The organism is Puia sp. (genome assembly GCF_036500295.1).
In the GTDB taxonomy this organism is placed as follows: Bacteria; Bacteroidota; Bacteroidia; order Chitinophagales; family Chitinophagaceae; genus Puia.
Map to the genome: position 1 here is coordinate 1 of NZ_DASYCH010000088.1, position 11,385 is coordinate 11,385.

6 protein-coding genes are annotated in these 11,385 nt (G+C 55.3%); 3 read left to right on the forward strand and 3 right to left on the reverse strand.

Annotated features, from left to right (window positions below):
- Positions 1-1,243 (reverse strand): hypothetical protein (locus VGM48_RS16850; protein WP_331581220.1); only part of this gene is annotated, 1,243 nt, incomplete at its 3' end.
- 131 nt (positions 1,244-1,374) lie between these two features.
- Positions 1,375-4,806 carry an amidohydrolase family protein gene (locus tag VGM48_RS16855; protein WP_331581222.1) on the reverse strand — a complete coding sequence of 1,144 codons (3,432 nt, stop codon included), beginning with the start codon at positions 4,804-4,806 and terminating at the stop codon, positions 1,375-1,377.
- Between the two features lie 120 nt (positions 4,807-4,926).
- Between VGM48_RS16855 and VGM48_RS16860 the strand changes: the two genes are divergently transcribed.
- Both VGM48_RS16860 and VGM48_RS16865 read left to right on the forward strand, forming a co-directional pair.
- Positions 4,927-7,626: a M14 metallopeptidase family protein gene (locus VGM48_RS16860; RefSeq protein ID WP_331581224.1), complete on the forward strand. Its 2,700-nt coding sequence runs from the start codon at positions 4,927-4,929 to the stop codon at positions 7,624-7,626.
- 142 nt (positions 7,627-7,768) lie between these two features.
- Positions 7,769-8,449 (forward strand): hemerythrin domain-containing protein, encoded by a 681-nt coding sequence (locus tag VGM48_RS16865; RefSeq protein WP_331581226.1) that lies wholly within the window; start codon positions 7,769-7,771, stop codon positions 8,447-8,449.
- A 46-nt stretch (positions 8,450-8,495) separates the two neighbouring features.
- Here VGM48_RS16865 and VGM48_RS16870 read toward each other — a convergent pair whose 3' ends face one another.
- Entirely contained in the window at positions 8,496-10,874 is a 2,379-nt protein-coding gene (locus VGM48_RS16870) for an ABC transporter permease (protein ID WP_331581228.1), read from the reverse strand.
- A gap of 126 nt (positions 10,875-11,000) precedes the next feature.
- On the opposite strand from VGM48_RS16870, the gene VGM48_RS16875 reads away from it, so the two are divergent.
- Positions 11,001-11,385 (forward strand): twin-arginine translocation signal domain-containing protein (locus VGM48_RS16875; RefSeq protein ID WP_331581230.1); only part of this gene is annotated, 385 nt, incomplete at its 3' end.

Genomic DNA, 11,385 nt, shown 5'->3' on the forward strand with positions numbered 1-11,385 from the left:
CCGTAGCGCTCCCCGCCGTATTTACATAAATGTTGCCGTTAAACTGATTGCCGGTGCTTGCCCAGGCCGGCAGTATCCGCTCCGATCCTATGTCGGTAAACGTCACGTCAGTATTCCAGATATCCGGTTGGTTGTTCCCCAGCAGCAAATAACCGCTGCTGGAATTGGTGAAATTGCAAATGCCGTTATAGATATTTCCACCCTGCCCGACATCTCCGCTCGCACCGGTCTTCGTCAGATCGGTTGTGCCATTGAACGTACATCCGCTCAGCGTCAGGCCCGGACTCGAAGTCACGATATTCCCATCAAAAGCGGCCGAAGGGCCGAATACAAGCCCGCCGGTTCCCGTCAGCACGAGGTTCTGCGGGGTAGATCCGGTCTGCACAAACTGCCGTAAACAAAGCAGACCTGCCGAAAAGCCACTCGCACCGACGGTCAGCGTTTTGCCAGTGGCCAATATTGCCGTTGCCGTCGGGTTACCGGTACAGAATTGGACACCCTGCCCGGCCGTACTGTTCACCACAATATTATCATTGAAATTCGTCCCCGCGGAATACGAACTCACAAAAACGCCGCCGCTGGCGGAACTATAGCTGTTGAAAGTTGTCGGACCCGCAAAAATATTGTTGCTGCTGTTATAAGCGACATAAACGTTGGCGCTTCCCGAATCGGTGAACACCGCACTGGCATTAAACTGGTCCCCGTTGCTGTTGCCCATCAAAAGATAACCGGCACCCAAATTGGTCATGCTCACCGGTCCGTTAAAGATATTCCCGCCACTGCTGACATCATTGGTGGTCCCCGTCTTGGTAAGCACCAGCGAGTCCTGGAAAGTGGTGTTCCTCACCGTCACAGCCGCCGAACGGATATACACCCGGCAATTCATCACCACCGAACCGCTGCCAAAACTCGTCGTGACCGACCCTTGAATGGACAACCGCCCATTCTGGACCGTGCCCCCCGCAAACGAAATGGCCGGCCCGCCGGTCGTCAGCACAAACCCGCCAAGATCGAGCACTCCGCTCGTCACCGTAAGATTATTGATTGACGCGGCACCTGCAAGGATACAGGTATTGCCGCCCGTTACGATCGTAACATTATCCGCCGCAGCGGGTACGCCATTCGGCAACCAGTTGGTCGCTGTATTCCAGTCCGTTGAAACAGTCCCTTTCCAGGTATAAGCGGTCTGGGAATGCGCATACAAAAAGGTGCCCAGGCAAATAGCAAGTGCAAATCCTTTCATAGGTTTGAATTTTACTATCTACCTGGGCATCTATTATTATTCCAATTCCTATTTAATTGATCCTAAACGCTTTTGATTAATTTATTAAGAAGACTCTTTCCCAAAAATGGAATTTTAACCCAAATAGGGGCCTATTCCGCTACCCCTGTGTTGCTCGTTGGTTTCGAAAAGATCCATTCGCTCCGGTCAAGCGGCCGTTGCGTCGGATAGATCTCCCCGCCATTGTTCCCATCATACAACCGGCCGTTCTTCATCACGTATTTGACGGTATTGGTGTTACGAAGATTTTCCAGCGGATTCTTATCCAGGATCACAAGATCGGCAAGTTTGCCGGCCTTAAGACTCCCCAGATCCCCATCCAGCCCAAGACCCGTAGCGCCAAGGATCGTCGCCGTCCGCAACACATCCATCGGCTTCATCCCGCCGGAACCCATCGCCCACATCTCCCAATGATAACCGATCCCGTTGAATTCCCCATGGCTCCCGATACCCGCCAACGCACCCGCCTCGACCATCGCCTTCATCGTCTTGGCATGCTTGGGGAATACCTGCTCCTCGGGCATGAACCACCCTGCCTTGTCCCGCCGCGTCTTACCCGCCAGCTCTTCATAAGGCATAAAGTATTGCACCTTGGCATCGTGGTAGGGATTCTCGGTCTCCCACCAGAAGTTTTCGGCAAAAGGGCCGCCATAAGAAACGATCAGCGTCGGCGTCACGCATATCTGCGAAACGGCGATCGACTTGATAAGATCGTTGTACAACGGATAGATGGGGATGGCATGCTCATGACCCGGATACCCGTCAAGCAGATTGGTGAGATTAAGCTTGGTATTCAGGCCGCCTTCCGTCGTCGGCATCAGCTTCTGATTGCGCGCCGCCATAATGATCCACTCCCGCTGCTGCCGGTTGCCCGTCAGGTACATCTTGATATAATGCGTGTTGTAATACTTGCTGTACTGGCTAAGGATGTCCTCGGCCTGCGCGGAATCTTTGATGTTATAATCCCAGAAGCCTACCCCCGGGCCGGTACTGTAGATCCGCGGGCCAAAGACCATCCCGGCATCCACTTCATCTCCATACGTAAGCACATCCGTCGTCGCTGTTTGCGGGTCGCGGGTCGTCGTCACGCCATAAGCAAGGTTCATCGCATATTTCCAAACCTGGGCTTTATGAACACCCCACTGCGGCCACATATGCGCGTGGGTATCCACAAAACCGGGCACGATAGTCTTCCCGGCCACATCGACCACCTTGGCCCCCGACGGCACGGAAAGCGTGCCCGACGCGCCAATCGCCTTGATCCGGTTATTCTCGACAAGGATATCCCCGTTCTCGATCACCTGATCTCCCTCCATGGTAATGATCCTCGCCCCCTTCAGCAGGACCGCACCCTGTGGCATATCCCGCTGGTAGTAAACTTTGACGGCCGTCTCGATAGCCTCATAGGCAGGCTCCTTCTTCGGCGCCGCCGGACTTTTTTTGACCGCGCTGTCCGCTTTCTTGGCCGCAGTATCAGGCTTCACCCTGGCAAGACTATCCGCCGTTGCCTTCTTCGCCTTTTTCACACTGTCATCAAAAACCTGCGCGGCATCCGCATCATATACAAAATGCGCATTCCCAAGACTCCAATGCACCTTCGTGCCGTCTGCCTCCCATCCGGGGAATTCACCACCCAGTTTGGTCAGCTTCCTGGCCGGGAACTGCGCATTGCCGGCATCGGCAACCGAGATCGTAACGGTCTTTCCGGTCATGGGGATAGTCGCCATATAGATCTCGTTATTGATCTGCGCGATCACCCTTTTACCCGTCGGCGACATGGTGATCACGGCCGCGGGACTCGCCTGCTGCACCTCCATGGCTTCCGCCTGCTCGGGGTTCAACATGCAATTATCCCCCATATCGGGCCGCCCATGCTTATAAATGCTGATGCCATACGTCGTGATCCCCGTGATATGCGCAATGGTCTTCTCATCGGTGCCGTCCCACTTGATGGACAGCAGATCGCCATTGCCATTGTTCAGATAGATCCGGTCCTCCCCCTGTACGAAATGTGGATTCGCACGCCCGCGAGCCATCTCGATCTTCGTGATCTCACCCCCGCCGGCCCCCATCCAGCACAGTTCCTCTTCCCCATCATCATAACCGGTCTCGATCGCATCTTTATATTTCTGCGCCTGGCTCCGCAGGAAAACGATCCGGTTACCCGCATTGTCAAAAGCCGGGTTCTGATACAAAGCCGTGGCCTTCGTCAACTGCTGCGCCGGCCCACCCGTTGCGGCGACCTTATAGATCTGTCCGCCCTGGGGAGTCCAGGTCACGAATACAATCGACTTTCCATCCCTGCTCCACGCCGGTTGCGCCTCGGTAAAATTATGCGTGGTCAGCCGCCGCGCCGTACCCTTCGGATAGTCCATCACATAAAGCCGGTCAAGCACCGTGAACGCAAGCCTCTTGCCGTCCGGCGAAACCACCGCATCACGGATCTGCGTCGCGAGCCCATAAGCCGAATCCGAAACAGGATACTTGAAGGCAAGCCTCGGTCCCAACTCCAGCTTCAGATCGACGCTGAAAGGAATCTCCACAGGCGTACTGCCATCCAGGGGGATCCGGTGGATCTTCCCGCCATAAGCGGCGACAAGCGCCTTGCTGTCCGGCGTAAACGCCATCCCGGGTAACACCCCCATCGTAGCGATCGATTCCTGGTCATCCCGTTGCACCGGGTAGGCAAGCCATTTCTCATCCCCCGAAGCAAGATTACGCAACACCAGTCCCGTCTTATCCTCATACCGGCTCCCATAAACCAGCCACTGCCCATCCTTGGACAACACCGGCGTAAAACCGCTTCCATACCGGCTGGTCACCGTACTTACCTTACTGTTCTCCCGGTCATACACGCCCACCTGATACTGCGGCAGATCCGCATTGTAAGTCCAGGGACCAAACCGCCGGGAGTAATAAATATAACGCCCATCCGCACTCACCGCCGGATCGATGGTCTTCAGCGTAGCAGGCGTGGAGATCAGCTGCGTACCGGCGCCGCCATCCTTGTGCACCAGGTAAAGCTGCACGTTCATCTTCCCCTTGGAATAGACGATATAGTCGCCATCAGGCGTCCAGGTCGCACTGGGAAAGTTCTGATCCCGCTCCTTCGTCACCTGGAACGTATCCTTCTTCTCCAGGTCGATCCACCAGATATTCTCCGCCCCACTCCGGTCCGAAGAAAAAAGGATCTTCTTCCCGTCGGGACTCCAGCGCGGATGCGAGTCAAAGGCAATGCCCTGCGTCAGCGAAGTCGCCTTCCCTCCCGTGATAGCAACCGTAAACAAGTCACCCATCATGTCGAAAACGATCGTCTTCCCATCCGGACTCACATCCAGCGAAGTCCAGGTCCCCTCCGTCGTGGTAAACTGGATAGTCCGCTGCGGTTTCAACGGCAGGTCCTTAAAATGAGTGTATTTCGTCGTATCCTTCCCCGTGGAGTCCACCCTCACCGGGGCAGCCCACCCACCATAGCTGGCAGCGACAAAAACTAAAAAAATAACAGTCTTGGTTAATTGATTCATGGCTTTCAATATTGACAGAAGGGAAAATTACTAAAAACGCCTAACCCGCATTCCCCCACTCATGTATTTTTTGGGTCAAAACCACAATTATCAATATTTTCAGGGATAAACCAACTGCACATGAGAATAAACACCTATTTCCTTCCGGTCCTCCTGCTGCTTGGCGGCACTGCCAGAAGCCAACAGGCCGATCCCGCAATCCCGACGCCAAAATCCTTCTTCGGCTTTGACATCGGCGACAACTACCAGTTGGCCACCTACACCCAGACCGAAGCCTACTTCCAAAAAATGGCCGCCGCCTCCAACCGCGCAAAGTTTACCGTCATCGGCAAAACGGAAGAAGGCCGCGATCAGTTCATGCTTATCGTCTCCTCTCCCGAGAATATAAAAAACCTCGACCGCTATAAAGCCATCTCCCAGCAACTTGCCCACGCCGAAGGTCTCACCGACGAACAGGCGCACGCCCTGGCCGCCGAAGGCAAAACGGTCGTATGGATCGACGGTGGCCTCCACGCCACCGAAGTCGTCGGCGCCCACCAGCTCATCGAGACGGCCTACCAGCTCCTGAGCCGCACCGACGCAGAAACAAACAATATTCTCAGCAAGGTCATCGTCCTGATGACCCACGCCAACCCCGATGGCCAGGAACTGGTCAGCAGCTGGTACATGCGCAACCCCCGGCCAGAAAGCCGCTCCCTCGAAGGCGTCCCCCGCCTCTGGGAAAAATATGCCGGTCATGACAACAACCGCGACTTCTACATGCTCAACCTGAAAGAGTCGCAGAACATCTGCCGCCAGCTCTTTGTCGAATGGATACCCCAGATCATGTACAACCATCACCAGGCAGGCCCTCCCGGCTCGATTCTCGCCGGCCCGCCTTTTCGCGACCCTTTCAACTATGTGTTCGACCCCCTCGTAATGACAAGTCTCGACGCCGTCGGCGCAGCCATGGTCAACCGGCTCAACGTCGAAGGCAAACCCGGCTACACCGAACGCTCAGGCAGCAGCTACTCCACCTGGTACAACGGCGGCCTCCGCACCACCACCTATTTTCATAACATGATCGGCCTGCTGACCGAGATCATCGGCGGCCCCACCCCCTCGGATGTCCCCCTGGTGCCAAACCGGCTCCTCCCCAGCGGCTCCACCCCCTTCCCCGTCACCCCGCGGAAATGGTATTTCCGCCAGTCTATCGACTACTCGGTCTCCCTCAACTACGCCGTGCTCGACTACGCCATGCGCTATCGCGATGAGCTTTTGTATAATATTTATAAAATGGGCCACAACTCCATCGAAAGAGGCGGAAAAGACTACTGGACCCTCTCACCAAAACGCGTCGAAGCCATCAACCAGCTCTATACCGCCTCCCGCGAAACGACCGGGACAACCGGCGGCAGACGGGGCGCAGCCGCCGAAGGCGGCGGAGCCATTAGCTTAGGTGGCGGCCGCGGCGACACCATCCCTGTAAGGTTCTATGACAGCGTCCTGAAAAATCCCGCCCTGCGCGACCCTCGCGGCTACATCCTCCCCTCCGACCAGCCCGATTTCGCAACCGCCACCCGCTTCATCAATGCCCTGATCGGCACCGGGATCGGAATCGAAAAGGCAACAGCACAATTCACCGTGGCCGGCAAGACCTATCCCGCCGGATCCTATATCGTAAAAACGGACCAGGCCTTCCGCCCACACGTGCTCGATATGTTCGAACCCCAGGACCATCCTAACGATTTCGCCTACCCCGGCGGACCACCCATCGCTCCCTATGACGCCGCCGGCTGGACCCTCGCCTATACCATGGGTATCAAATTCGATCGCATCCTCGACGGGTTCGACGGCCCCTTCCAACGCATCCCCTATGGCCAGCTGCAAACCGCCACACCCCCTTCTCCAAACGAAGGCTGGCTCGACGCCCGCAGCAACGCCTCCTTCACAGCCGTCAACGACCTGCTGAAAGCAGGCAAGCCCGTCTATCGCAGCACCGCAAACGGCAATTTCTACGTCGGCGGACACCAGCCCCGCAACAGCACAAAGATCACCCGCGCCCGCATCGCCCTCTGGGATAACTACGGCGGCTCCATGCCCTCCGGCTGGATACGCTATATCATGGAACAGTATCACTTCCCCATCGATATCCTCTATCCCGCCGCGATCGACTCGGGCCATCTGAAAGATAAATATGACGTCATCGTGTTTGTAGGCGGCGCCATCCCTGCCCTGGCCGGCGAAGGGAATTTCCGTGGCGGTGGCGGCAGGTTCAGCCAGCCAAAACCCGACAGCATCCCCGCCGAATACCGCTCCCACCTCGGCCGCATAACCCCCCAGAAGTCGATCCCCCAGCTAAAAGAATTCCTCGAGGCCGGCGGGCATATCGTCACCATCGGCAGCAGCGCCAACCTCGCCTACCACCTCGGCCTCCCCGTCCACGACGCCCTCGTGGAAATGGTCGGCGGCAAAGAAAGACGATTGCCAAACGACAAGTTCTATATCCCCGGCAGCGTCATGCAAATCACCCTCGATACCACAATCCAACCCACCTGGGGACTCGGTTCACAGGCCGACGTCTATTTTGAGGAAAGCCCCGTGTTCCACATCAACCCCGAAGCAGCAGCCAACGGCAGCGTCCGGCCCATCGCCTGGTTCGCCGGCGACAAAAACCTTCGCAGCGGCTGGGCCTGGGGACAAGCCTACCTCCGTGACGGCGTAGCCGCCTTCGAAGCCACCGTCGGGAAAGGAAAACTGGATGTCTTCGGACCCGAAATAACCTTCCGCGCCCAAACCCACGGTACCTTTAAGTTCCTCTTCAACCAACTATACCAGTAAGAAAAGCCCGGCATCGAGCCGGGCTTCATTTTTTTATTAACTCATTGATTCTTTTCACGGTAGAAGAGGTTTTACAAGTGCCTGTTAGAATTTCCGGGGATTTACCTTAAATTTGTCAGATAGTTGTAAACGTAGGATGGCCATGCCCGAAAACAGCGATTTCTATCCCCAGGTGATGCAGCGCTATATATCACAGCCTCCATCCCCTGGTGAACAGACAGAATTCATACTTGCCCTGTTGCGTGTATTCGATGAAAAGATATTCAACGCCAGGGACTTTGACTCCTTTCCCGTAGAGCTGATCGTGGATTATATACAAAGAACACACGTATATTATCTCGAAAAAAAGCTACCGGAAATAGAGCAAAGCATTCTTTTGCTCTCCGGCCATTACGACTCCCAGCACCCCGTCCTCATCGCCCTGCAAAACTTCTTCCACCGTTATGTAAAAGATCTCTCCGAACACATCAGCGCCGAAGAAGCCCTGCTCCTCCCCTATATAAACGCATTGCGCGAAGCCGGCCAGACCTCCCTCGGCTTTTCACGCTTCCTGCTTCATCGCCGCGAATATTCCGTCGACCGCTTCCTCAGCGACCACCACGACACGGAAGACGAATTAAAGGACATCCGCCAAACTATCCGCCTCTACGCGCCGCCAAAGACAAACGAATCCCTCTACCGCATCCTGCTCACGCAACTCCAGGTCTTCGAACACGACCTCTGCGTACACGCACAGATCGAAGAGGAAGTCCTCATCCCCAAAGCTCAGCAAATGGAAAAGGAGCTGAACGCTCAGCTCCAGGTCCTCTCACCATTAAATTAAGTAGAAGCAGCCTATTCGCTTCGTAATGCTAAAGCCGCAGAGCGGCTTATTCGCTACGCAGAGATCTCACCGGATTCGCCCTCGCGGCCCTCACCGCCTGGAAACTCACCGTCATCAGCGCGATTACCATCGCCAGCAATCCCGCCAACACAAACACCCCCCACCCGACAGTGATATGATACGTATAGGCTTCCAGCCATTTGTTCATCCCATACCACGCCACAGGCGTCGCAATCACGATCGCAATCAGCACCAGCTGCACAAAATTGATCGACAACAACCTCGCAATCCCCGATACCGACGCCCCAAGCACCTTCCTCACCCCGATCTCCTTTATCCGGCTCTCCGCAACATACGCCGACAAACCAAAGAGTCCCAGACAGGAGATAAAGATCGCCAGACCGGCAAACAAACCCGCCATCGTTTTCGTCCGTTGCTCATCCCCAAACTTCCGGGCATATTCAGCATCCACAAAAGAATAATCGAAGGGGTAAGCCGGGTTGTATTTTTTAAAGATCCGTTCGGCGCCCGCAAGGCTCACAGCCGTGGATCGTCCGGGGTTGAACCGGATATGCATCGTCCGCAATGCCGCCGCCGGTCCCTCGATGACGATGGGCGGTATCCGTTCATAAGGTGAGGCATCGACATAGTCTTTCACCACCCCAACGATATGCCAGTTACGTTTGAAATAAGGCTCCGGCAACAGCTGACCCACCGGGTCCTTATAACCCATTACCTTGACGGCCGTTTCATTGAGCAACACCCCCAGGCTATCCGCCGGATACCGCTCCACATCGATATCCCGGCCGGCTACAAGCTTCATCCCGGCCGTCTTTACCAGACCCCCGTCTTCAGCAAAGATCGTGATCGTCGTATTCGTATCCTGAGGAGTATGCCCCGGCCACCGGAACGACCACGTATGCCCGCCGCCTTCAGTCATCGGCGTCCAGGTCTTACTCACCGAAGTGGCGATCCCCATATTGAGCAGTTCCTGCTTTATCGGCGCATAATTCTTCTCGATGTCCCCGACAAGGTTCACATAGACCAGATTATTCTTTGAATAACCCAAATCGCGATCTTCCGCATACTGTATTTGCCGCCGCACGATCAACGTGGAAATAATAAGAACAACAGCAAAAGTAAACTGCAATACCACCAGCACCTTCCGTGGCGCAAATAACGACTGTGCTTTCCGGAATTGCTTCCGGAAAATGCCCACAGGCCGGAACGAAGACAGATAAAAGGCCGGATAGCTGCCCGCAAGCAGGCTGGTGAGAACGATAAATCCAAATGCATAAAGCCAAAACGTTACATTGTCAAGCGGTAAACTAAGTGGCGTCCCTACCAGCGTGCTGAAGAACGGCAACACCATGGCCGCAACCAGAAATGCGATGACACCGGCAATGCTCGACGTCAATAAGGCCTCGATGATAAATTGACCGATCAATAACCCCCTACCCGCACCCGCCACCTTCCGGATACCCACCTCCTTTGCCCGCTGCTCACTCCGGGCCGTACTCAGATTCATAAAATTGATACAGGCGATCAGCAGGATGAAAGCAGCGATAACGCCAAAGGTCCGCACCGTATCGATCCGTCCGCCCACCGGTTTTCCGTCATCGAATTTCGAATGCAAATGCCATTGGGACAAAGGATAGGCAAAGTGCATCCAGATATCGTTGCGTCCCGTCTTTATCCGGGTGAAGTTTCTGATCTTGTCATTGAAAGCCGTCAGACTCGCATTAGGCTTCAGCAGCACCGCCGTGAAGATATTATTGCTGATCCAGTTGTCATAGTTCCAGCCCAGCTTCTTCATATAAGCTATCGGCAACAGGTAGTCGACCCCGTAGAATATAGTATTGGCGGGAATGTCTTTAAGAATTCCGGTAACGGTAAAATGATCCACGCTGTCGATCCGGATATCCTTCCCCATCGCGTCGCGCGTCCCAAACAGCTTCAAGGCCATATTTTCCGTGATCGTTATCGAGTATACATTGTTCAACTGGTCTTTTTTATTACCCTGCGTCAGGGGAAATGTAAAGATGTCCAGGAACGCCGGGTCGACAAATTCCCCCTGCATACCCGTAAAGCTCTTGCCATTGGTGGTAAGCAGAAAACTGGTGACATCCCGCACCCGCGTCACCGCCTCCACTTCCGGCACCTCCTTCTCCAGGGCCGGCCCAATGGGCTGAGAGACCACCCCGATCGTCGAATGTTTCTCACCGGGAATGTCCGTCATACTATAGATCTGGTAGATCCTGTCCTTATTGACATGAAACTGGTCAAAGCTGACCTCGTTGGCCAGCCACAGCAGGATCATTGTCGCCCCCGCCATGCCCACGACGAGACCCGAAATATTGATGATGGAAAAACTCCTGCCGCGCATCAGGCTACGCCAGGCCGTCCGGAAATAGTTTTTAAGCATACCCGCTCAGCCTCAATTCCCCTGCCAATTCCTAATCCATTAGTTTCCAACAAAGCCCCCCTTCGTCTCAGTCCGTTTTCGATACACTTTCTGTTCGCCCCCGGACAATTTCAGTATCTTTCATTCATGGGAAAAAAGAAGAACAACCGCCGGTCGTTCCTGAAAACGATCACCCTCAGCGGCCTCGGCGCAGCCGCTGCACCTTCCTCACTTCTGGAAACCCCACCCGCCACAAACACCCCGCCGGAGACTCAGCTACCCATCGCAAAAAGAAGATACAATACCCCCTATACCGGCGAACACCTCAACCGCATCGCCTTTCCCATCGGCGGCATGGGCGCGGGCATGTTCTGCCTCGAAGGCGCCGGCGCCCTGTCCCATATGAGCATACGCCATCGCCCGGAGATCTATAACGAGCCTCCCATCTTCGCCGCCCTCTCCATAAAAGGCATACCCAACGGCGCCAGGGTCCTCGAAGGACCCGTGCCCACCTGGAAATATTTCGGCCCCC